Genomic DNA, 22573 nt, shown 5'->3' on the forward strand with positions numbered 1-22573 from the left:
CTGCGGAGCCGTGGCTGCAGGCGAAACGACGGACCAGACGATGCTGCTCCCCGGGTCGGAGGCACCCGAGCGGACCAGCACGGAGCCGCTCGATCACGCCGAACGGAGGCAGCTCGACCACATCCGCCGCTTCGGCACCACCGGATCGCTGATCCTGGCCGCCGGGGCGTTCGGCGCCGGGGCCAACCCGGTCATCAACCCGATCTACGGCGCCCGGTTCCTCGGCCTGCTCAGCCGGATGCCCACCGTGGCGATGGCGATCTGCTGGCTCGGCATGCTCATGATCGTCGCAGCCTGGCTGTGGCTCGGACTGCTGTGCAGACCCGGCCGCGAGCGCGTCCTCGGCGTCGGCCAGCTCGCCCGCACCGCCGCCATGTGGGCGCTGCCGCTGGCCCTGTGCCCACCGCTTTTCAGCACCGACATGTACAGCTACCTCGCGCAGAGCGAGGTCGCCGCGCGCGGCTTCAACCCCTACCTGGTCAGCCCGCTCATCGGACTCGGCGTCGACCACCCCTTCACCAGCAACGTGCCCAACATCTGGCGCGACACCCCGTCCCCGTACGGGCCGCTGTTCCTGATGTTCGGCCAGCTCATCTCCCGCGTCATCGGCGACAACGTGATCTTCGGCGTGCTGATCTGGCGGCTGGTCATGCTCTGCGGCCTGGCGCTGGCGATCTGGGCGATCCCTCGCCTCGCCCGCCGCTGCGGCGTGCACCCGGCCGCCGCGCTGTGGCTCAGCGTCGCCAACCCGATCGTGCTGTTCCACGTCATCAGCGGCATGCACAACGAGGCGCTGATGGTCGGCATCATGCTCACCGCCATCGAGCTGGGCCTGCGCCACCAGACCACGCCCGGCACCATCGCCGCCGGCGTGCTGCTGACCATCGCCGGGGCGATCAAACCGCCGGGCTGGATCGCGCTCGGCTTCTTCGGGATCTGCCTGGTGGTGATCCGCGGCGGGCGCTGGCGCGAGCTGTTCCGCGTCGGCGCGCTGCTCGGCGCCGTGTTCCTGGCCACCATGACGGTGATCACCGTCGGCAGCGGCTGGGGCCTGGGCTGGATCGACACCTTCGACGTGCCCAACCGGGTCAAGACGTTCATGGCCCCGCTGACCGCGTTCGGCATGACCGGCGGCGGGATCTCCACGCTGCTGGGCCTGGGCAACCAGACCGACGCGATGCTGGTCATCACCAAGCTCATCGGCTACGTGATCGTGGCCGCGGTGTGCCTGTGGATGCTGTGGCTGTCCTTCCGCGGCCGAGTCCAGCCGCTGGTCGCGATGGGCGCCACCTACCTCACGCTCGCGCTGGCCGTGCCCGTGCTGTGGCCCTGGTACCTGCTGTGGTCGGTGGTGCCGCTGGCCCTGTCGACCAACAACTCCCGCTTCCGCCACACCGCCACCGCGATCTGCGCCGCGGTGTCCCTGCTCATCCCGCCCACCGGCGCCGGATTCGTGCTGCGCGCCTACCAGATCCCGCTCGCCGTGATCGCCGCGATCATCGCCTTCGCGATCACGGTGGCGCTGGTGAGGCACCGGATGCCCGCCATCCGGCCCACCCTCGGCCGAGTGCGCCAGGTCAAGCAATAGGCTGTGAATCCGTGAGCAACGAGAGTCCGGCCGTCCTGCTGCGCGGGCTGGAGAAGCGCTTCGGGGACACCACCGCGGTCGCCGGCCTCGACCTGAGCCTGCCGCGCGGCAGCGTCCTGGCGCTGCTGGGACCCAACGGCGCGGGCAAGACCACCACCGTGGAGATCTGCGAGGGCTTCCAGCGCCCCGATCGCGGCGAGGTCCGCGTCCTGGGCCTCGACCCGCACTCCCAGGGCGAGCAGCTGCGCCCGCGCATCGGCGTCATGCCCCAGGGCGGCGGCGCCTACCCGGGCGTGCGCACCGAGGAGATGCTGCACCTCGTCGCCGCCTGCACCGCCGACCCGCTCGACCCGGCCTGGCTGCTGGAGGTGCTCGGCCTGGAATCGGTGCGCCGGACCTCCTACAAGCGGCTCTCCGGCGGCCAGCAGCAGCGGCTGTCGCTGGCCTGCGCCCTGGTCGGCCGCCCCGAGCTGGTGTTCCTCGACGAACCCACCGCAGGGCTCGACCCGCAGGCCCGCCGCCTGGTGTGGGAGCTGGTCGCCGCGCTGCGCCGCGACGGCGTGAGCGTGCTGCTGACCACGCACCTGATGGACGAGGCCGAGGCGCTGGCCGACCGGGTCGTCATCGTCGACCACGGCCGCGCGGTCGCCGACGGCACCGCCGAGGAGCTCACCGCACCGGCCGACGGCAAGCAGGAGCTGCGGTTCCGCTCGCAGACCGGCCTGGACCTGGACCTGCTGCTGGCCGCGCTGCCCGAGGGCTACAAGGCCGACGAGCTGCGCCCCGGCGACTACGTGGTGCGCGGCGAGATCAACCCGCAGGTGGTCTCCACGGTGACCGCCTGGTGCGCCCAGCACAGCGTGCTGGCCCAGGAGCTGCGGGTGACCCGCCGCAGCCTGGAGGACGTCTTCCTGGACCTGACCGGACGGGAGCTTCGATCGTGACCGCCGAGCTCGGTGACCGGTTCCCCGCCGGAACCTTCTCCCCCGCTCCCGGGCGGGGCCGCGCGCTGCGGATGCTGGCCGCGCAGACCCGCATCGAGACGCTGCTGATCGTCCGGCACGGCGAGCAGGCCCTGCTGACGCTGATCATCCCGATCGCGCTGCTCATCGGCATGAGCACCGTCCACATCGGCGACCTGCCCGAGCCCCGGGCGAACTCGGTGATGCCCCGCATCCTGGCGCTGGCCGTGATGTCCACGGCGTTCACCGGCCAGGCCATCGCGCTCGGTTTCGACCGCCGCTACGGCGTCCTCAAGCGCCTGTCGGCGACCGCCCTGCCGCGCTGGACGCTCATCTCCGGCCGGGTGCTGGCGACGCTGCTGGTGGTGGCGCTGCAGGCGGTGGTGCTGAGCGTGACGGCGCTGTTCCTCGGCTGGTCCCCGGCCCTGTCCGGGCTGCTGCCCGGCGCCGTCCTGCTGGTGCTGGGCACGCTGGTGTTCGGCGCGGCCGGAGTCCTGGTCGGAGGGGCGCTGCGCCCGGAGATCATCCTGGCGCTGGCCAACGCGATCTGGTTCGTCCTGCTGCTCGCCGGAGGTCTCGCCCTCCCGGCCGCCGACCTGCCGGGCGCGCTGGCCGACATCGCCGGGTTCCTGCCGTCCGGAGCGCTGGCCGAAGCCCTCGACGCCGTCCTCGTCCAGAGCTCGCTCCCGGGCGTCCAGCCGATCCTCGTCCTGCTCGCCTGGGGCGTCGCCTGCGGAGCCACCGCGGTCCGCACCACTCGCCTGACCTGACGTCAGGCAAGCACCGCAGGTGCTTTCTCCTCACCCCACCCTCGCAACCCGCACCGCCGCGGGTTCTCAGACGTCTTCTGGGGAGGACGGCCGACGTGTCGTGTATTGGCTATACATAAGCCTCGGATCCCGGAGCCAGAAGGCGTCTGAGGTTCCGCTACCCGCACCGCCAAGCAACAAGACCACAGCCATCCTTTTAAGCTGCGGGCATGACCAAGATCGCTCGCCAGGCCAAAGCGGCGTTAGAACTGTTCCACTCAATGATCTACTTCGCGCCCGAGGCCGAAGACCGGTTCACCTCGCTGGGTCTCAAGCCCGGGCGGATGAGCTACTACGCGGGCCGGTCGGCCGCGATGGGTCCGGTGGGCCCGGGCGTGGTCGCCGCGACCTTCTACAACTTCAACCCCGTGTCGGTCGCCAAATCGATCCCGGCCGCCTGGGACATCGCCTCCCCCACGCAGGTCCTGGAGGCTCGGCTGGACGCCGTCGACGCGGCGCTGCACCGGCTGCTGGGCGACGAGGTGCTGGCCTCCGACGACGTCGCCGAGGCCGCCGAGCTCGCCCGCGTCGCCACCGACGGCTGCCTGCCGGAGGGCAAGCCGCTCTACGCCGGGCACGCCGACCTGGACTGGCCCGAGATGCCGCACCTGAAGCTGTGGCACGCGCTGACGCTGCTGCGCGAGTTCCGCGGCGACGGCCACATCGCCGCCCTGCAGGACGCCGGGATCTCCGGCATCCAGTCGCTGGTCCTGCACAGCACCATGCGCGGCGGGTTCACCCCGGAGGCCGCGCGCACCCTGCGCGAGTGGTCCGAGCAGGAGTGGGCGGAGGCGACCGAGCAGCTGGCCGCGCGCAGCCTGGTCACCGCCGACGGCGAGCTCACCGACGCGGGCAAGGACTTCCGCGAGGCCATCGAGGTGCGCACCGACGAGATCGCGATGCCCCCGTGGCAGCACCTCGGCGAGGAGCGCACCGCTTCCCTCATCGGCAAGGGCGGCAAGCTCAGCAAGGCCCTCGTCGAGGCGGGGGCGCTGCCGATGAACCTCTTCTCGTGACCGAGTCGTCACCTGCGTGACCTGCGGGCGGGACGATCCGAGCAGCGGAATACCATTGCCTCGTGGCGCTACCTACTTGGATCTCCCGCCCGTCCCCGCGCACCGTGCGGATCCTCGCGATCGCCGTGCTGGTGACGCAGGCTCTGATCTCGGTGACCGGGGTGACCGTCCGCGTGACGGGCTCCGGGCTGGGATGTCCGACCTGGCCGCAGTGCTTCCCGGGCAGCATGGTCCCGGTCCCGCACGCGGAGGTCGCCGCCCTGCACCAGGCGATCGAGTTCGGCAACCGGCTGCTCACCGGCGTCGTCGGCTTCATCGCGCTGGCCTGCCTGCTCGCGGCGTGGCGCAGCCGCCCCCACCGCAAGCGCCTGGTGGGCCTGGCGCTGATCATGCCGCTGGGCGTGGTCGCCCAGGCCGTGATCGGCGGCATGACGGTGCTGGTGGACCTGGCCTGGTGGAGCGTCTCGGTTCACTTCATGGCCTCGGCGACCCTGATCTGGCTGGCCGCGATCCTGGTCAAGGCCACCACCGAGGGCGACCGCGCGCCGCTGGGCATCGTCACCCGCCCGATGCGCCGCCTGCTGGTCGCGCTGGTCGTGGTCACCGCCGCGGTGCTGCTGGCGGGCACGCTGGTCACCGCTGCGGGCCCGCACGCCGGTGACCCGGACACGCCGCGGCTCGGCTTCGCCGTCGCCTCGCTGGTGCAGCTGCACGGCGTCCTGGTGATGGCGTACGTGCTGCTGCTGGCGGTCTTCGGCGTCTGGCTCCGCTCGGCCCGCCCGACCAAGGCGCTGATCCGCGCCTACATCACCGCGTGCGTGATGGTCCTGGTCCAGGGCGCGATCGGCTCGATCCAGTACTACCTGGGCGTCCCGGAGGTCCTGGTCGTCCTCCACGTCGCGGCGGCCACCTGCGTCATCATCACCACGGCCGTCCTCTGGGGCGAGTCCCGCAACCGCGGGCCCCTCCCCCACCCGGAGGTCCCGGAACCCCAGGAATCCGTCGCCACGGCCTGACCGGACCCCCACCCCCAGACACTCCCGCACCCGTTGGTCGCGAAGTTTTCATGAAAACCTCCCGTCCCCACGGTGATCGAAGTTTTCATGAAAACTTCCCCACCCCGAGGACCACGGGACTCCCCTGCGGTGGCTCCGTCCCCAGGAGGGGCACAGTTTTCATGAAAACCTCCCGTTCCTGGGAAGGGCGAAGTTTTCATGAAAACTTCGATCAGCACCGGGACCAGGCGGGGGTCGGGGAGTCGTTTCTCGGGCGAGGTTCACATGAAAACCTCGCGTTCGGTCAGAAGCGGAGGTTGCGTTTGCCCTCGCGCTCCCAGCGGCGCCAGAGCTCGGGCATCTCACCGGCGAGCCACTTGTAGAACTCGTTGACCGCGCGGAGCCTCCGGGCCCGCTCGCCCTGGCCGCTGAACATGCGCAGGCCGGAGGCGGTGAGCTCTTCGAGGTCGGTGACGCGTTCCATGCGCTGCCGGACCAGACCGGGCCAGCGGTCCTCCTCCACCTGGTAGAGCGCGGCCTCGCGCCCCTGCCGGGTGGTCTTGGAGACGACGCCCAGGCGCATGAGCAGCCGGACATTGGTGCTGATCGAGCCGGTGCTGGCGGCCAGCGCGTGCGAGAGCTCGGTGGCGGTGCGCTCCGGCGGGTCGCAGATCAGCAGGAACGCCAGGATGCGACCGGCGATCAGCGGCATGCCCTCGGTGGCTTCGAAGTGGGCCGCCATCTGCTCGATCCACTCCGACATGGCCGGTCGGTCGGTGCGCTGCAGGTACTCCTCGGACACGCCGCCTCCCTCCAGATCGAGTTCAGTTTCCGCTGAAAACATAAACCACAGCGATGATCTCGACCAGCCGTGCGGACGGCGTGTCCGGAAAGTACCAGGTCAGCCCATCAGCGGGCCCGCGGACCGGCCATCTTGCGGCGGTGCGCGGCACCGATCTTCAGGGCGGCGGTGGTCTCGGCGTCCCACTCGCAGGCGGTCAGCCCGTCCACGGCCTCGACCAGGGCCTCGCCGACGGTGGGGCTGGTGACCATGACGTCGCCGAGGCGGCCGTCCTCGCCGATCAGCACCACGCGGGCGCCGGCACGGCCGATGTTCTCCACCACCGCTCGCGCCGACCCGCCGTGGTCGGCGACGAAGGCCTTCGCGACGGAGAGGGCCTTCGGGGTGGGGGCGGTGCTCTGCTCGGTGTCCTTCTCGGCTGTCATGCCGGGATCCTAAACACCATTCACCCCGCGGCAGAACCGGTCGGTAGTGCACGACACTCGATCTCGGGCGCCCGGACCACCGAAGCCCGAGGATGGACCGGGACGGGATGATCGGCGGGAGCCGTCGCGTTGCCCCTGACGGCCGAGACGAAAGCCCTGCGAAGGAGAGACACATGCGCGCGATTCGGGTGGCGACCAACGGCGGTCCCGAGGTCCTCGAACTCGGGGAGGTCGAGCTCGGCGAACCCGGACCGGGTCAGCTGCTGGTCGACGTCGCCGCAGCCGGGGTCAACTTCATCGACACCTACCAGCGCAGCGGCATCTACTCGATGGAGCTGCCGTTCACGCCCGGTTCCGAGGGCGCGGGCGCGGTCGCCGCGGTCGGCCCGGACGTCGACGGGTTCGCCGTCGGAGATCGGGTCGCGTGGGCGATGGCGCCCGGCAGCTACGCCGAGAAGGCGCTGGTCCCGGCGGCCTCCGCGGTGAAGGTCCCGGACGGCGTCGACGACCGCACCGCCGCCGCGGCGATGCTGCAGGGCATGACCGCCCACTACCTGATCACCTCCACGCACGAGGTGTCCACGGGCGAGACGGCGCTGGTGCACGCGGCCGCCGGCGGGATGGGCCTGCTGCTCACGCAGCTGATCAAGCACAAGGGCGCCAACGTCATCGGCACCGTGTCCACCGACGAGAAGGAGCGGCTGGCGCGCGCGGCCGGAGCCGACGAGATCATCCGCTACACGGACGCCGACGTGGCCGCCGAGGTCCGCGACCTCACCGACGGGCGCGGCGTCGACGTGGTCTACGACGGCGTGGGCAGGACGACGTTCGACGCGAGCCTGGCGAGCCTGCGCCCGCGCGGCACGCTGGCCCTCTTCGGCGCCTCCAGCGGCCCGGTCCCGCCGTTCGACCCGCAGCGGCTGAACTCCGGCGGCTCGCTGTTCCTGACCCGGCCGTCGCTCGGGCACCACCTGCTCAGCCGCGACGAGCTGGACTGGCGCGCGGGCGAGGTCTTCGGCTGGATCACCTCGGGCACGATCGACTTCCGCATCGGCGGCACCTACTCGCTCGACGAAGCCCGCCGGGCCCACGAGGACCTCGAAGGCCGCCGCACGACCGGCAAGCTCCTCATCGTCCCCTGACGCACCCCTCGCGCTGACGGTCGGGCCGCCTCGCGCGAGCGGGGCGGCCTACCAGGGCCAGCCGAGGACCGGGAGGCTCAGGGCCGAGTCGACGGCCAGCGCCACGAACACGATCATCAGGTACGTGTTGGACATGTGGAACAGCCGCATCGGCTTGGTCGGGACGCCGCGCTTGGTGGCGGCGTGGAGGCGGTGGGCCAGCACGAGGAACCAGGCGCCGGTGATCGCGGCGAAGGCCGCGTAGAGCCAGCCCGCGGCCGGGACCAGCAGCAGCGTCCAGGCCACCATCAGCCAGGTGAACAGCACGATCTGCCGGGACACCGCGACCGGCCGCGCCACCACGGGCAGCATCGGCACGCCCGCGCGCTCGTAGTCGTCCTTGTACTTCATCGCCAGCGACCAGGTGTGCGGCGGCGTCCAGAAGAACACGACGCCGAACATCACCAGCGCGGGCCAGTCGACGCGGCCGGTCACCCCGGCCCAGCCGATCACCACCGGCATGCAGCCCGCGGCACCGCCCCACACGATGTTCTGCGCGGTCCGCCGCTTGAGGACCATCGTGTAGACGAAGACGTAGAACAGGATCGTGCCCACCGCGAGCGCCCCGGCCAGCAGGTTCGTCGACGCCCACAGCACCAGGAACGAGCCGACGCCCAGCGCGATGCCGAACACCAGCGCGTGCCGGTTGGACACGGTGTGGCGCACCAGCGGCCGGGCCCGCGTGCGCTTCATCACCTGATCGATATCGGCGTCGACCACGCAGTTCAGCGCGTTGGCGCTACCGGCGGCCATCGTGCCGCCGACGAGCGTGGCCAGGACCAGGAACGGCGACGGGATCCCGCGCACGGCGAGCAGCATCGCGGGGATGGTGGTGACCAGCAGCAGCTCGATGACCCGCGGCTTGACCAGGCTCAGATAGGCTTTGAGCAGGTCAGCGACCTTGCGAGCGGGCTGACGGGTGAGTTCGGCGGTGGTGGTCACGACGCTGCGCTCACCGACGACATGACACTCCCCGCACTTGCCGACCACGCTCCTGCCGGTTCCCCGAAGAACGGAACAGAACCGTTAACCAATAGTAGTCGCGCTACAGAAGGCGGTCGCGCGCGGGTGCGAGTGCCCCTGTTCACGCCCCTGACGAGCTAAGGTGGAATCGTTCGGCGATCAGCCGCGTTCTCCCCGGCAGCCCGTGAGCACGAAGCCCGGATCTGGTGCACGCTGGTCGACGAATCGCCGGCTCCCCCACCGTTCGAGGAACGGTTCTCGCAGGTCGAGGCTGGTTCAGCAGTGGGGCGACACCGTTACTCAAACGGGCCGCCGGGCGCCTGATCGCAGGAGACTAGGCTGCCCGACGGACGAGGGATAACTGCGGTTCGAATCGGTCCAGCGGACCGTTCGCCGCGTTGAGGGAAATACCGCCGAAGGAAAACTGGAGCTGCGTCCGTGTCCGTCACCGACGACCTTGCCCGCTTGACGACCAAGCGACTGCCCAACGACTGGACCGAGCTGGATCAGCGCGCCGTGGACACCGCGCGCGTCCTCGCCGCCGACGCGGTGGAGAACTGCGGCAGCGGCCACCCGGGCACGGCCATGAGCCTCGCGCCCGCCGCCTACGCCCTGTTCCAGCGCGTCATGCGGCACGACCCCACCGACCCGGAGTGGATCGGTCGCGACCGCTTCGTGCTCTCGGCCGGGCACTCGAGCCTGACGCTGTACGTGCAGCTGTTCCTCTCCGGCTACGGCCTGGAGGTCGAGGACCTCAAGCAGCTGCGCAAGTGGGGCTCCCTGACCCCGGGTCACCCGGAGTACGGGCACACCAAGGGTGTGGAGACCACCACCGGCCCGCTGGGCCAGGGCCTGTCGACCGCGGTCGGCATGGCGATGGCCGCGCGCCGCGAGCGCGGTCTGTACGACCCGGAGGCCGCTGCGGGTGAGAGCCCGTTCGACCACCACATCTACGTGATCGCCTCCGACGGCGACATCGAGGAGGGCGTGACCTCCGAGGCGTCCTCGCTGGCCGGCGTGCAGCAGCTGGGCAACCTCACGGTGATCTACGACGCGAACGAGATCTCCATCGAGGACAACACCGGCATCGCCCTGACCGAGGACACCGCCAAGCGCTACGAGTCCTACGGCTGGCAGGTCATCACCGTCGACGGCGGCGAGGACGTGCAGGGCCTGCTGGAGGCCATCGAGTCCGCCAAGGCCGAGACCGCCCGCCCGACCCTGATCGTGCTGCGCACGGTCATCGGTTTCCCGGCGCCGACCAAGATGAACTCCGGCAAGGCGCACGGCGCCGCGCTGGGTGCCGACGAGGTCGCCGAGGTCAAGAAGGCCGTGGGCTTCGACCCGGAGCAGTCGTTCCAGGTCGACGCGGACGTGCTCGACCACGCCCGCGAGGTCGTCGAGCGCGGCAAGAAGGCCCGCGCCGAGTGGCAGGCCTCCTTCGACAAGTGGGCCGCCGCCAACCCGGAGCGCAAGGAGCTGCTGGACCGGCTGACCGCCCGCGAGCTGCCGGCCGGCTGGGCCGACAAGCTGCCGACCTGGGAGGCCGACGGCAAGGGCGTCGCCACCCGCAAGGCCTCCGGTGAGGTCCTCAACGCGCTGGCCGACGTGCTGCCCGAGCTGTGGGGCGGTTCGGCGGACCTCGCCGAGAGCAACAACACCTCGATGAAGGGCCAGCCCTCGTTCGGCCCGGAGTCGATCTCCACCGACGCCTGGTCGGCCAACCCGTACGGCCGGACGCTGCACTTCGGCATCCGCGAGCACGCGATGGGCGCGATCCTCAACGGCATCGCGCTGCACGGCGGCACCCGCCCGTACGGCGGCACCTTCCTGGTGTTCAGCGACTACATGCGTCCCGCGGTGCGCCTGGCGTCGCTGATGAAGGTCCCGTCGATCTTCGTCTGGACGCACGACTCCATCGGTCTGGGCGAGGACGGCCCGACGCACCAGCCGATCGAGCACGTCGCCTCGCTGCGCGCGATCCCCGGCTTCTCGATGGTCCGCCCGGCGGACGCCAACGAGACCGCTGCCGCGTGGAAGGCGATCCTGGAGAACCCCACTGGCCCGGCCGGCCTGGCGCTGACCCGCCAGGGCGTTCCGACGCTGCAGGGCACCAGCCAGGAGGGCGTCGCCAAGGGCGGGTACGTCCTGGCCGACGCCGCCAACGGCGAGCCGGAGCTGATCCTGATGGCCACCGGTTCCGAGGTCCAGCTGGCCGTCGAGGCCCGCGAGGCCCTCGAAGCCGAGGGCGTGGCGACCCGCGTCGTCTCGTTCCCGTGCGTCGAGTGGTTCGACGCCCAGGACGAGGCCTACCGCGAGTCGGTGCTGCCGAGCTCGGTGAAGGCCCGCGTCTCGGTCGAGGCGGGCATCGCCATGCCGTGGCACCGGTTCGTCAAGGACGCCGGTGAGTCGGTGTCGCTGGAGCACTTCGGTGCCTCGGCCGACTACAAGACCCTTTACGAGCAGTTCGGCATCACCACCGAAGCCGTTGTCGCAGCTGCTCGACGCAGCCTGAGCAACGCCAAGCAGGCGTGAGCGGAGGAATTTCTGTGACGACCAACGCGAACCTCAAGGCCCTCACCGAGGCCGGAGTTTCGATCTGGCTGGACGACCTGTCCCGCCAGCGCATCAGCTCGGGGAACCTGGCCCAGCTGATCACCGACCAGGCCGTCGTCGGGGTCACGAGCAACCCGACGATCTTCGCCAACGCGCTGTCCAACGCCGCCGACTACGCCGACAAGGTCAAGGACCTCGCCGCGCGCGGTGCGAGCGTGGACGACACCATCCGCGAGCTGACCACCGCGGACGTGCGCGACGCCGCGGACATCTTCCGCAACGTCTACGAGTCCACCGGTGGTGTGGACGGCCGCGTCTCCCTGGAGGTCGACCCGCGGCTGGCGCACGACACCGACAGGACGGTGGCCGAGGCGATCGACCTGTGGAAGGCCGTGGACCGGCCGAACCTGATGGTCAAGATCCCGGCGACGCTGGCGGGCCTGCCTGCGATCACGAAGGTGATCGGTGAGGGCATCAGCGTGAACGTGACGCTGATCTTCTCCGTCGAGCGGTACCGGCAGGTCATGGACGCCTACCTGGCGGGTCTGGAGCTGGCCGAGGCCAACGGTCACGACCTGTCGAGCATCGAGTCGGTGGCGTCGTTCTTCGTGTCCCGCGTGGACACCGAGATCGACAAGCGGCTCGACGCGATGCAGGAGGGCCACCCGCTGCGGGGCAAGGCCGCGATCGCCAACGCCCGCCTGGCCTACGCCGCCTACCAGGAGGTCTTCTCGACCGAGCGGTGGAACGCGCTCCAGGCGCAGGGTGCTCGGGCGCAGCGTCCGCTGTGGGCCTCGACCGGGGTCAAGGACAAGTCCTACTCCGACACCCGCTACGTCGACGAGCTGGCGGCGCCGAACACGGTCAACACGATGCCGGAGTCGACGCTGCAGGCCACGGCCGATCACGCCGACGTGCGCGGTGACCTGGTCACCGGCACCGCCGCCGAGTCGCAGCAGGTCTTCGACGACCTCGCCGCGGCGGGCATCGACCTCGACGACGTGTTCAAGGCCCTGGAGACCGAGGGCGTGGAGAAGTTCGAGAAGTCCTGGACCGAACTCCTCGACACCGTGGCCTCCCAGCTGGAGCAGGCCAAGTAAGCAGCGCCACGCGCGTTGAAGTCGGTCCGGGCCGGTGCGGCGATGCTGTCGCACCGGCCCGGATCGGCGAGAATCACCTACGAACTGAAAACTCTTTCGAGCCCTGAAGGATCTTCATGGCAACCGATGTTTCTGTCGAAATTGCCGACGCGGCGCTGGCGGCCGAGGCTCGCCCACTGGTCGAGCGGCTGACCGCCGACGCGGTTGCCGGCAAGCTCGCCGCCCAGGACGCCACGCTGTGGGGCCCCGACGCCGAGCCCGAGGCCTCCATCCGCCTGTCCTGGACGACGCTGGCCGAGAGCTCCCGGCCGCTGCTGGCCGAGATCGACGCGCTGCGCGCCGAGCTGCACGCCGACGGGCTGGACCGCGTGGTGCTGGCCGGCATGGGCGGCTCCTCGCTGGCCCCCGAGGTCATCACCGGCACCGCCGGTGTCCCGCTGACCGTCCTCGACACCACCGACCCCGCTCAGGTCGCCGACGCGCTGTCCGGCGATCTGGACCGGACCGTGCTGGTCGTGTCCTCCAAGTCGGGCACGACCGTCGAGACGGACTCCCACCGCCGGATCTTCGAAAAAGCCTTCGAGCAAAACGGAATCGATCCTGTGACCCGCATCATCGTGGTCACCGACCCCGGTTCCCCGATGGAGACCGCGTCCCGCGAGGCGGGCTACCGCAAGGTCTTCACCGCCGACCCGAACGTGGGCGGCCGCTACTCGGCGCTGACCGCGTTCGGTCTCGTCCCGGCCGGGCTGGCCGGTGCCGACATCGCCGGTCTGCTCGACGACGCCGCGACCGCCTTCAAGGCGCTCAGCGCCGACTCCGACCACAACCCGGCGGTGCAGCTGGGCGCCGCCATCGGCGCGGCGCACGCCCGGGGCGCCGAGAAGCTGGTCTTCGCCGACACCGGTTCCGGCATCGCCGGTTTCGGTGACTGGGTGGAGCAGCTCATCGCCGAGTCCACCGGCAAGAACGGCACCGGCGTGCTGCCGGTCGTCGTGGAGAACGACGAGGCCCCGGGCTACGCCGACGCCGGTCCCGACTCCACCACCGTGGCCATCGGCCCGCGCGTCGACACCGCCCAGATCAGCACCACCGGTCCGCTCGGCGGGCAGATGCTGCTGTGGGAGTTCGCGACCGCGATCGCGGGCCGACTGCTGGGCATCAACCCGTTCGACCAGCCCGACGTGGAGGCCGCCAAGAAGGCCGCCCGCGCCCTGCTGGACGGCCCCGCCGGTGGCCCGGCGGCGACGCCGGCGGCCGTCGACGGCTCCATCGAGGTGCACACCTCCGGTGAGTGGGCCTCGGCCGGCGTCGGCACCGTGGCCGAGGCGCTGCGCGCGTTCCTGGCCACCGCGCCGAAGGGCGGCTACCTGGCGATCCAGGCCTACCTGGACCGGCTCGACGACGCCTCGGCGGCGGTGCTGCGCTCCGAGCTGGCGCGGCGCACCGGGCTGCAGACCACCTTCGGCTGGGGTCCGCGGTTCCTGCACTCCACCGGGCAGTACCACAAGGGCGGCCACCAGAACGGCGTGTTCCTGCAGATCACCGGCGACTCCGAAGCCGATCTGGAGGTGCCGGAGCGGCCGTACGCTCTGGCCGGACTGCAGCGCGCGCAGGCGCTGGGCGACGGCCAGGTGCTGGCCGACCACGGTCGCCCGGTGCTGCGACTGCACCTGACCGACCGCGCGGCCGGGCTCGTCGAGCTCGTCAAGGCCGTGCAGACCCTCGGGGGACAGGCGTGACCACGAGCAGCGAATGGACCAACCCGCTGCGGGATGCCCGGGACAAGAGACTCCCGCGGATCGCCGGGCCGTGCGGGCTGACGATCTTCGGCGTCACCGGTGACCTCTCGCGCAAGAAGCTGATGCCGGCGATCTACGACCTGGCCAACCGCGGCCTGCTGCCGCCGGGCTTCGCGCTGACGGGCTTCGCCCGCCGCGACTGGGCCGACCAGGACTTCATGCAGGTCGTCTACGAGGCGGTCAAGGAGAACGCGCGCACGCCGTTCCACCAGACCGTCTGGGACCGGCTGGCCGAGGGCATCCGGTTCGTGCCGGGTTCCTTCGACGACGACGAGGCGTTCGACAAGCTCGCCGAGACCGTCAAGGAGCTCGACGCCGACCGGGGCACCGGCGGCAACCACGGCTTCTACCTGTCGGTGCCGCCGTCGGCGTTCCCGACGGTGCTCAAGCAGCTGTCCCGGTCCGGGCTGACCAGCCCGACCGACGAGAGCTGGCGCCGCGTGGTCATCGAGAAGCCGTTCGGCCACGACTCGGAGAGCGCCAAGGAGCTCAACCGGATCGTCAACGACGTCTTCCCCGAGGAGTCGGTGTTCCGCATCGACCACTACCTCGGCAAGGAGACGGTGCAGAACATCCTGGCGCTGCGCTTCGCGAACCAGCTGTTCGAGCCGATCTGGAACGCGCACTACGTCGACCACGTGCAGATCACCATGGCCGAGGACATCGGCCTGGGCGGTCGCGCGGGCTACTACGACGGCATCGGCGCGGCCCGCGACGTCATCCAGAACCACCTGCTGCAGCTGATGGCGCTGACGGCGATGGAGGAGCCGGTCTCCTTCTCGCCGGACGACCTGCGCGCGGAGAAGATCAAGGTGCTCTCGGCGACCAAGCCGGTGGGCCCCTTCGACCAGACCACCGCGCGCGGCCAGTACACGGGCGGCTGGCAGGGCGGTTCGCTGGTGCCGGGCCTGCACGAGGAGGGCGGTTTCGCGTCCGACTCGATCACCGAGACCTACGCGGCGATCACCCTGGAGGTGGAGAGCCGCCGCTGGGCGGGCGTCCCGTTCTACCTGCGCTCGGGCAAGCGCCTGGGCCGCCGGGTCACCGAGATCGCCGTGGTGTTCAAGCGCGCGCCGCACCTGCCGTTCGACTCCACCATGACCGAGGAGCTGGGGCAGAACGCCCTGGTCATCCGGGTGCAGCCGGACGAGGGCGTGACGATGCGCTTCGGCGCGAAGGTTCCGGGCACCTCGATGGAGGTCCGGGACGTCACGATGGACTTCGGCTACGGCCACGCCTTCACCGAGTCCTCGCCGGAGGCCTACGAGCGGCTGATCCTGGACGTGCTGCTGGGTGAGCCGTCGCTGTTCCCGGTGAACGAAGAAGTCGAACTGTCCTGGAACATCCTCGACCCGGTGCTGGAGCACTGGGCCTCGCGCGGCAAGCCCGAGCCGTACAAGGCCGGGACCTGGGGTCCGTCCTCGGCGGACGAGATGCTGGCCCGCACCGGACGCGTCTGGAGGCGACCGTGATCATCGACCTGCCGTCGACCACCACCTCGCAGGTCAACAAGAAGCTGGTGGAGCTGCGCGAGTCCGGGGGCGCCGTGGCGCTCGGCCGGGTGCTCACGCTGGTGATCGCCACCGGCGACGGCACCGAGGTGGAGAAGGCGATCCAGGCCGCCAACGAGGCGAGCCGGGAGCACCCGTGCCGCGTGATCGTGGTGGCCAGCGGTGCCCGCCAGGCCGCTCCGAGGCTGGACGCGCAGATCCGCGTGGGCGGTGACGCCGGTGCGTCCGAGGTCATCGTGCTGCGGCTCTACGGCCCGCTGGCCGACGAGGGCGCGGGCTCGGTCGTGCCGCTGCTGCTGCCGGACGCCCCGGTGGTGACCTGGTGGCCGACCGACGCGCCGGACGCCCCGGCGAAGGACCCGCTGGGCGCGCTGTCGCACCGCCGCATCACCGACGCGGCGGCCGAGGCGGATCCGATCGAGTCCCTGCAGAAGCGGACGAAGTCCTACGTGGACGGCGACACCGACCTGGCCTGGACGCGCCTGACGTCCTGGCGGGCGATGCTGTCCGCGGCGATGGACCTGCCGCCGCACGAGCGGGTCACCGCCGCCACCGTGACCGGTGCGGCCGACTCGCCCTCGACCGATCTGCTGGCGGGCTGGCTGTCGGCGTACCTGGAGATCCCGGTGCGCAGGCTGGAGAGCACGCGGGCCGGATCGGGCATCTACTCGGCCGTGCTGGAGCGCCCCTCCGGCAACGTCGAGATCGTGCGCCCGGACGGCAAGGTCGGCACGCTGACCCAGCCGGGCCAGCCGGACCGGCGGATCTCGCTGTCCCGCCGCGAGGTGCAGGACTGCCTGAGCGAGGAGCTGCGCCGCCTCGACCCGGACGAGATCTACGAGGTCACCCTCGGCGGTCTCAAGGGCATCGTTCGCGGCGAGGAGCCGACCGAGGAGTCCGCTGAGGAAGGGGACGAGCGGTGAGCCGTCCCGAGGCGCTGGTCCACTCCGGCGGCGACGTGCTCGCCGCCGCGGTGGCCGCGCGGCTGATCACCGCGATCGCCGACGCCCAGGCCGCTCGCGGCTCGGCGTCGGTGGTGCTCACCGGTGGCCGCACCGGCATCGGCGTGCTGGAGCAGGTGCGCCTCTCCCCCGCGCTCGGCGCGGTGGACTGGTCCGCCGTCGACTTCTTCTGGGGCGACGAGCGGTTCCTGCCCGACGGTGACGGCGAGCGCAACGAGACGCAGGCCCGGCTGGCGCTGCTGGACCACGTCGGCGTCGACCCGTCCCGAGTGCACCGGATGGCGCCGTCGGACGGCGAGTTCGGCGACGACGCGGACGCGGCGGCGGCCGGTTACGCCGAGCTGCTGGCGTCGCTGGCGCCCGAGGGCGCGGCGGTGCCGTCGTTCGACGTGCTGATGCTGGGCGTCGGCGAGGAGGGCCACACGGCCTCGCTGTTCCCGGACACCCCGCACGTGCGGGAGTCGGAGCGGACGGTGGTGGGCGTGCACGACTGCCCGAAGCCGCCGCCCACCCGCGTCTCGCTGACGCTGCCCGCGATCGGCGCGGCCTCGCAGGTGTGGCTGATGACCACCGGCAAGGCCAAGGCCGAGCCGGTGGCCGCGGCGCTGAACGGCGCGAAGCCGGTGGACATCCCGGCCGCGGGTGCGCTCGGCCGCGACCGCACGCTCTGGCTGCTGGACGCCGACGCGGCGGCCGAGCTGGGCTGACGAACCGGCGACGACGCGAACACGCCTCCTTCTCGTCGAAGGGGGCGTGTTCTCGTTCGCCCTGACCGGTGATGACCTGTGCGGGCGGGCCTGATCGGCAATACGCTGTGGCGCGGTCGATGATCGCGACGAAGGGGACCCGATGCGCAGGCTCGGTTCGCTCGGCACGGCACTGGGTTTGGCGGCGGTCCTGCTGGGGCTGCTGGGCACGGCGGGGGTGGCCGCGCCGTCGAGCACGGAGATGCGGGGCGTGTGGATCGCCAGCGTCGCCAACACCGACTGGCCGAGCCGGCCGGGCCTGTCGGTGGAGCAGCAGCAGGCTGAGTACCGGGCGATGCTGGACCAGGCCGTCGCCAACCGGATGAACGCGGTGTTCGTGCAGGTCCGGCCCACCGCGGACGCGTTCTGGCCGTCCACCGTGGAGCCGTGGTCGCACTGGCTGACCGGGCAGCAGGGCCGCGACCCGGGTTACGACCCGATGCGGTTCCTGGTCGACGAGGCGCACCAGCGGGGCCTGGAGTTCCACGCCTGGTTCAACCCGTACCGGGTGAGCATGACCGACGACCTGAACGCGCTGGTGCCCACGCACCCGGCTCGGGTCCATCCGGAGTGGACGTTCGCCTACGGCGGCAAGCGCTACTACGACCCGGGCGTGCCGCAGGTCCGCGACCTGGTGACCTCGGCGATCACCGACGCGGTGTCGCGCTACCAGGTCGACGGCGTGCACCTCGACGACTACTTCTACCCCTACCCGGTCGACGGCCGGGCGATCCCGGACGAGCGGACGTTCGCCGAGCACGGCAAGGGCTTCGCGAACATCGACGACTGGCGGCGGGACAACGTCAACGAGCTGGTCTCGGGCTTGCACGACCGGGTGCACGCGCTGCGACCCGACGCCGAGTTCGGCGTGAGCCCGTTCGGCATCTGGCGCAACGCGAGCAGCGATCCGACGGGCTCGAACACCAAGGGCATGGAGTCCTACTCGGCGATCTTCGCCGACACCCGCCGCTGGGTGCAGGAGGGCTGGGTCGACTACATCGCGCCCCAGGTCTACTGGCAGTTCGGCCACCCGTCGGCCGACTACGCGGCGGTCGTCCCGTGGTGGTCGCGGACCGTCTCGGGCACCGGCGTGGACCTCTACATCGGCCAGGCCGCCTACAAGGTCGGGCAGCCGGGCTGGACCGACCCGGCGGAGCTGTCGAACCACCTGGCCTTCAACGCGAGCCAGCCCCACGTGGCGGGCGACCTCTACTTCAGCGCCAAGTCCCTCACCACGGTCGCCCGCGACGCGATGACCCGAGTCGTGAACGACCACTACGGGAGCTGACCTCATCCGGGCACTCGGAGGCTGTTGAGGGCTGCGGCGGAGCCGCCGTTCCGGGTGTGGGACTCAGCCTGCACCGCCGCAGGTTCTGAGCGGCTTCGTGGCGAGGACGCCGCGACGCCGTGTATTGGACATACATCAGGAGTGGCGCCCGGAGTCCACGGAGCCGCTCAGGTTCTGCTATCCGCACCGCCAAGCAGAGCAACCACTGGAACAGGTCCGGGAGTCAGGTCCGCTCGGCGAAGGCCTCCACCTGGGCGGTGGTCCCGGCGACGACGAGGGTGTCGCCCTGGCCGACGGGGGTGTCGGCGGTGGCGTAGGTGAAGTCCTCGCCGGGGCGCTTGATGCCGACGACCGTGACGCCGTACTTGGAGCGCAGCTTGAGCTCGCCGAGGGTGGTGCCGACGGCTTCGGCGGGGGCGTGGGTCTTGACCAGCGCGTAGTGCTCGGCGAGTTCGATGTAGTCGAGCATCCGGCCGTTGACGAGGTGCGCGACCCGCTCCCCCATCTCGTGCTCGGGCAGCACCACGTGGTGCGCGCCGACGCGTTCGAGGATGCGGCCGTGCTGCCTGCTGGTGGCCTTGGCCCAGATGTGCGGGATGCCGAAGTCGGCCAGCAGCGACGTGGTGAGGATGCTGGCCTCCAGGTCGGTGCCGATGGCGACGACGGCCCGCTTGAACTGGTGCACGCCGAGCTGGCGCAGGCTCTCGGGATCGGTGCTGTCGGCGACGGCGGTGTGGGTGAGCTCGTCGGCGTGGCGCTGGACCTCGGCGGGCCGCGAGTCCAGCGCGAGCACCTCGGAGCCGCGCCGCACCAGCTCGGCGGCCAGCGAGCTGCCGAACCGGCCGAGGCCGATGACCACGATCTGGTTGGTGTCGTCGTTCTTAGCCAACGATGGGTCGCTCCTCCGGTAGTTCGTAGCGGCGGGCGCGTTCGCGCAGGGCGAGCGCGGACGCCAGGGTGATCGGCCCGAGCCTGCCGATGAACATCAGCAGCACCAGCAGTATCTGCCCGAAGGCCGGCAGCTGTGCGGTGATCCCGGTGGACAGCCCGACGGTCGCGAACGCCGAGATGGCCTCGAAGAGCACCTGGTCGAGCCCGAACGGGCTGATGGCCAGCAGGACGAGAACGGTCAGCATCACCACGGCGACGCCGAGCAGCACGATGGTGAGCGCCTGCCGCTGCACGAGTTCGGGCAGCCGCCTGCCCATCACGTGCACGGTGGGTTCGCCGCGGATCTCGGCGAGGATCACGAACGCCAGCAGGGCGAAGGTGGTGACCTTGATGCCGCCCGCGGTGCCGGCGCTGCCACCGCCGATGAACATCAGGATGTCCTGCAGCAGCAGCGTCCCGGGGTGGAAGGCCGCGACGTCGAGGCTGTTGAAACCGGCGGTGCGCGGCATGACGCCGGTCGAGAACCCGGCGAGCAGCTTGGCGGGCCAGGACATCGGGCCGAGCGTCCCGGGATTGCTCCACTCGGCCAGCGTGGTGCCGACGGCGCCGACGACCAGCAGCAGCGCGGTGGCCAGCAAGGTGACCCGGGCGTGCATGGTCCAGCGGCGCGAGCTGCGCAGGTGGCGCAGGATCTCCACCCACACGGGGAATCCGAGTCCACCGGCGATCACCGCGAAGCAGATCGGCAGGATGAACCACGGGTCGGTGGCGAAGGAGATGAGGTTGTCGCTGCGCAGCGCGAACCCGGCGTTGTTGAACGCCGAGATCGCGTGGAAGACGCCGTCGTAGATCGCGCGGCCGAGCGGTTCCCGGTAGCCGACGAGCAGCCGCCCGGTCAGCAGCACGGCCACGACCAGCTCGAACAGCAGGCTCAGCCCGATCACGCGGGTGACCATGCGCCGCACGTCGCCCAGCCCGAGCGACTTGGTCTCGGCTTGGGCGGTCAGCCGCATCCGCAGCCCGAAGCGGCGGAACATGAGCAGGCTCAGCAGCGACGCGACGGTCATGATGCCGAGGCCGCCGAGCTGGATGAGCCCGAGGATGATCAGCTCGCCCGCGGTGGAGAAGTAGGTGGGCGTGTCCACCACGATCAGGCCGGTCACGCACACCGCGGAGGTGGCGGTGAACAGGGCCGGGAGCAGCGCCGTCGGCTCACCGCTCTCGGTGGAGAACGGCATCATCAGCAGAACGGTGCCGACCGCGATGAGGGCTGCGAAGCCCAGCACGATCGGCACCGATGGGCGCCGCGCCGCGGCGGCGAACCCGCGCTCGAAAGCAGAGGCGCTCACACGAGCACCCTACTTCGCGGGGCTGATCAGGGTTCGCTGACCACCACGACGCCGTCGCTGTCGGCGTAGACGTACTCACCGGGCACGAACTTCACCCCGCCGAGCTCGACGACCTCGTCCAGGACGCCTTCCCCGGTCTTGGTGGACTTGCGCGGGTTGGTCCCGAGCGCCTTCACCCCGAACTCCATGCCCCCGATGACGGCGGAGTCGCGGATGGCCCCGTTGACGATGATCCCGCTCCACCCGTTCGACCGCCCCAGCTCGGCGATGATGTCGCCGACCAGAGCGGAGTGGAGGGACCCGGCCCCGTCGATGACCAGCACGGCCCCCTCACCGGGCGAGGACAGCGTCTCCTTCAGCAGCGCGTTGTCCTGGAAGCAGGTGACGGTCCGAATCCGCCCCTCGAAGGCCACCACACCCCCGAAGTCCCGGAACTGCACGTCACAGCTCCGCACCTCCGGCCCTTCCCGATCAGCCAGATCAGCAGTAGCCACACCCATCAAGAACCTCCAAGAACGAGAGACGAGAAGACACTACCCACCAGTAATAAAAGAAGCCAAGAGACAAACCCCACCGACGAACGTCAGGCAAGCACCGAAGGTGCTTTCTCCTTACCCCACCCCAGCAACTGGCACCGCCGCGGGTTCTGAGCGGCTCTCTGGGGAGGACAGCCGACACGCCGTGTATTGGCATACATAAGTCTCGGATCCCGGAGCCAGAGAGTCGCTCAGGTTCCGCTTCTGGCACCGCCGAGCAAAGAGACCACTGAGTGGTGTCACTAAACAGAACCAGAAGCAAAAACCGGGCCCGGAGGAACTAAGTCCCGCCAAGACCCGGCTTCCACAGAAAAACTAACGCCCCTTGCGTTCGCGGAGCTTGGCCAGCGCTTCGTCCAGGATCTTCATCCCGTCCTCATCACTGCGCCGCTCCTTCACGTACGCGAGATGGCTCTTGTAGGGCTCGTTGCGCCGTGCCGACGGAGGGTTGGTCTCGTCCCGGCCTGCGGGCAGTCCGCAGCGCGGGCAGTCCCACTCCTCCGGCACCTCGGCGTCGAGCGCGAACGACGGTGTGCTGTGGTGCGCGTTGGCGCACCAGTAGTCGATCCGCTTCCGCGGGGCTGCTTCGCCCCGCTCGTTCTCCCCTACTGCGGGGCCCGATCCCACACGAGTGCCGCGAATGGCATTACCGCCAGTCATCCATCCTCACCCACCAAGCGGCCCGGGGTTGATCGACCGTCCCGTGCTGAGGCCGATCAACCGATCTTGATCAACAGGCCGACGCCGACGATGGAGATGACCCACAGCGCGATGACGAACAGCGTCATCCGGTCGAGGTTCTTCTCCGCCACGCTGGAGCCGGCCAGGTTGGACTGCATACCGCCGCCGAACAGCGAGGAGAGTCCGCCCCCCTTGGCCCGGTGCAGCAGGACAAGCAGCACCAGCAGGACACTCGTCACGATCAACATGATCTGCAGGAAAAGAGTCATATCGTCCTCGTTCGCACAGCGGTTCGCAACCTAGAGTACCGGCCCGCCGACCCCCAGTTGACCAGTCCACCCACTTACGCACCGAGGTTCTCACACGCCGACCTCGGTTTCTGCGGCGGGCGACAACCGGACACCGGAATT

The 22573-nt window shown here is 70.5% G+C and carries 21 protein-coding genes; 13 read left to right on the forward strand and 8 right to left on the reverse strand.

The window, feature by feature from the left end; translation table 11 throughout:
* Positions 1-10 precede the first annotated feature (10 nt).
* The 5 genes from mptB (at position 11) to QFW96_RS01845 (ending at position 5391) form a co-directional block, all read left to right on the forward strand.
* On the forward strand, positions 11-1588 hold the full coding sequence (gene mptB / locus QFW96_RS01825; RefSeq protein WP_281453694.1) for a polyprenol phosphomannose-dependent alpha 1,6 mannosyltransferase MptB: 1578 nt from the start codon (positions 11-13) through the stop codon (positions 1586-1588).
* A gap of 11 nt (positions 1589-1599) precedes the next feature.
* Positions 1600-2532 (forward strand): ABC transporter ATP-binding protein, encoded by a 933-nt coding sequence (locus tag QFW96_RS01830; protein ID WP_281453695.1) that lies wholly within the window; start codon positions 1600-1602, stop codon positions 2530-2532.
* Positions 2529-3320 carry an ABC transporter permease gene (locus QFW96_RS01835; RefSeq protein WP_425524706.1) on the forward strand — a complete coding sequence of 264 codons (792 nt, stop codon included), beginning with the start codon at positions 2529-2531 and terminating at the stop codon, positions 3318-3320. Before QFW96_RS01830 ends, QFW96_RS01835 begins: the two co-directional genes overlap by 4 nt.
* A gap of 209 nt (positions 3321-3529) precedes the next feature.
* Positions 3530-4375, forward strand: a complete 846-nt coding sequence (locus QFW96_RS01840; protein WP_281453696.1) for an SCO6745 family protein — start codon at positions 3530-3532, stop codon at positions 4373-4375.
* A 62-nt stretch (positions 4376-4437) separates the two neighbouring features.
* Positions 4438-5391, forward strand: a complete 954-nt coding sequence (locus QFW96_RS01845; protein WP_281453697.1) for a COX15/CtaA family protein — start codon at positions 4438-4440, stop codon at positions 5389-5391.
* 283 nt (positions 5392-5674) lie between these two features.
* On the opposite strand, the gene QFW96_RS01850 is transcribed toward QFW96_RS01845, so the two are convergent.
* The gene (locus QFW96_RS01850) at positions 5675-6172 is read right to left on the reverse strand and encodes a GbsR/MarR family transcriptional regulator (RefSeq protein ID WP_281453698.1); all 498 of its coding nucleotides are present in this window, start codon (positions 6170-6172) and stop codon (positions 5675-5677) included.
* Between the two features lie 107 nt (positions 6173-6279).
* Entirely contained in the window at positions 6280-6597 is a 318-nt protein-coding gene (locus tag QFW96_RS01855) for a hypothetical protein (protein WP_281453699.1), read from the reverse strand.
* A 173-nt stretch (positions 6598-6770) separates the two neighbouring features.
* Between QFW96_RS01855 and QFW96_RS01860 the strand changes: the two genes are divergently transcribed.
* Positions 6771-7739 (forward strand): quinone oxidoreductase family protein, encoded by a 969-nt coding sequence (locus QFW96_RS01860; protein WP_281453700.1) that lies wholly within the window; start codon positions 6771-6773, stop codon positions 7737-7739.
* Between the two features lie 48 nt (positions 7740-7787).
* Here the strand turns inward: QFW96_RS01860 and QFW96_RS01865 are convergent, their stop codons facing one another.
* Positions 7788-8720, reverse strand: coding sequence for a heme o synthase (locus QFW96_RS01865; RefSeq protein WP_281453701.1), 933 nt, complete (start codon positions 8718-8720; stop codon positions 7788-7790).
* A 459-nt stretch (positions 8721-9179) separates the two neighbouring features.
* Here QFW96_RS01865 and tkt point away from each other — a divergent pair, with 459 nt between their 5' ends.
* The 7 genes from tkt (at position 9180) to QFW96_RS01900 (ending at position 18706) form a co-directional block, all read left to right on the forward strand.
* Complete coding sequence (tkt, locus tag QFW96_RS01870) at positions 9180-11276, forward strand: transketolase (RefSeq protein WP_281453702.1); 2097 nt, start codon at positions 9180-9182, stop codon at positions 11274-11276.
* Between the two features lie 14 nt (positions 11277-11290).
* On the forward strand, positions 11291-12397 hold the full coding sequence (tal, locus tag QFW96_RS01875; RefSeq protein ID WP_281453703.1) for a transaldolase: 1107 nt from the start codon (positions 11291-11293) through the stop codon (positions 12395-12397).
* 116 nt (positions 12398-12513) lie between these two features.
* The gene (locus tag QFW96_RS01880) at positions 12514-14139 is read left to right on the forward strand and encodes a glucose-6-phosphate isomerase (protein WP_281453704.1); all 1626 of its coding nucleotides are present in this window, start codon (positions 12514-12516) and stop codon (positions 14137-14139) included.
* A complete protein-coding gene (zwf, locus tag QFW96_RS01885) occupies positions 14136-15671 on the forward strand; it encodes a glucose-6-phosphate dehydrogenase (RefSeq protein ID WP_281453705.1) in 1536 nt (511 codons plus the stop codon). Before QFW96_RS01880 ends, zwf begins: the two co-directional genes overlap by 4 nt.
* Positions 15668-16633: a glucose-6-phosphate dehydrogenase assembly protein OpcA gene (opcA, locus tag QFW96_RS01890; protein ID WP_281453706.1), complete on the forward strand. Its 966-nt coding sequence runs from the start codon at positions 15668-15670 to the stop codon at positions 16631-16633. The genes zwf and opcA overlap by 4 nt, the downstream gene beginning before the upstream one ends.
* Complete coding sequence (gene pgl, locus QFW96_RS01895; RefSeq protein WP_281453707.1) at positions 16630-17379, forward strand: 6-phosphogluconolactonase; 750 nt, start codon at positions 16630-16632, stop codon at positions 17377-17379. Before opcA ends, pgl begins: the two co-directional genes overlap by 4 nt.
* Positions 17380-17521: 142 nt before the next feature.
* Positions 17522-18706: a glycoside hydrolase family 10-like protein gene (locus QFW96_RS01900; protein ID WP_281453708.1), complete on the forward strand. Its 1185-nt coding sequence runs from the start codon at positions 17522-17524 to the stop codon at positions 18704-18706.
* A gap of 223 nt (positions 18707-18929) precedes the next feature.
* On the opposite strand, the gene QFW96_RS01905 is transcribed toward QFW96_RS01900, so the two are convergent.
* The 5 genes from QFW96_RS01905 to secG all read right to left on the reverse strand — a co-directional run bounded on the left by QFW96_RS01905 (position 18930) and on the right by secG (position 22432).
* Entirely contained in the window at positions 18930-19595 is a 666-nt protein-coding gene (locus QFW96_RS01905) for a potassium channel family protein (RefSeq protein WP_281453709.1), read from the reverse strand.
* Positions 19588-20946 (reverse strand): TrkH family potassium uptake protein, encoded by a 1359-nt coding sequence (locus QFW96_RS01910; protein ID WP_281453710.1) that lies wholly within the window; start codon positions 20944-20946, stop codon positions 19588-19590. Before QFW96_RS01910 ends, QFW96_RS01905 begins: the two co-directional genes overlap by 8 nt.
* 26 nt (positions 20947-20972) lie before the next feature.
* Positions 20973-21446, reverse strand: a complete 474-nt coding sequence (gene rraA, locus QFW96_RS01915; RefSeq protein ID WP_281453711.1) for a ribonuclease E activity regulator RraA — start codon at positions 21444-21446, stop codon at positions 20973-20975.
* A gap of 351 nt (positions 21447-21797) precedes the next feature.
* A complete protein-coding gene (locus QFW96_RS01920; protein WP_281453712.1) occupies positions 21798-22142 on the reverse strand; it encodes an RNA polymerase-binding protein RbpA in 345 nt (114 codons plus the stop codon).
* Between the two features lie 56 nt (positions 22143-22198).
* Complete coding sequence (gene secG, locus QFW96_RS01925) at positions 22199-22432, reverse strand: preprotein translocase subunit SecG (RefSeq protein WP_281453713.1); 234 nt, start codon at positions 22430-22432, stop codon at positions 22199-22201.
* Positions 22433-22573: the final 141 nt, after the last annotated feature.

This window comes from Saccharopolyspora ipomoeae (assembly GCF_029952525.1).
Taxonomy (GTDB): Bacteria; Actinomycetota; Actinomycetes; order Mycobacteriales; family Pseudonocardiaceae; genus Saccharopolyspora; species Saccharopolyspora ipomoeae.